General features: G+C 54.3%; 1 pseudogene. It reads right to left on the bottom strand.

Annotated features, from left to right (window positions below):
• Positions 1-267, bottom strand: a pseudogene (locus IQ209_RS18080) (DNA primase); the annotation flags it as partial.

Genomic DNA, 267 nt, shown 5'->3' with positions numbered 1-267 from the left:
CACTGCATTCAGGGCACACCGCTGTTCTGCTGCCATGTCGTGCGCCATCTGCTGGATCAGCAGTAACAGCTTGCGCGTCTGTGGCGGCATTTCGTCCAGCGTCCGGCCTAAAATTTCATGAGCTAACTGATTGGCGAGCCGGATATCGTCTTTGGTCACTTCGATATATTCCAGTGTCTTGCCGCGATGTTCGGCGGTCTTGATGTCCCGCTGGTGCTGGTGCAGCAGGGCAATGCTCTGGATTAAGGTGAGGTATTTCATATGGTC

The organism is Xenorhabdus sp. BG5 (assembly GCF_015163665.1).
GTDB lineage: Bacteria > Pseudomonadota > Gammaproteobacteria > Enterobacterales > Enterobacteriaceae > Xenorhabdus.
This window is presented reverse-complemented; position numbering and strand designations above follow the sequence as displayed.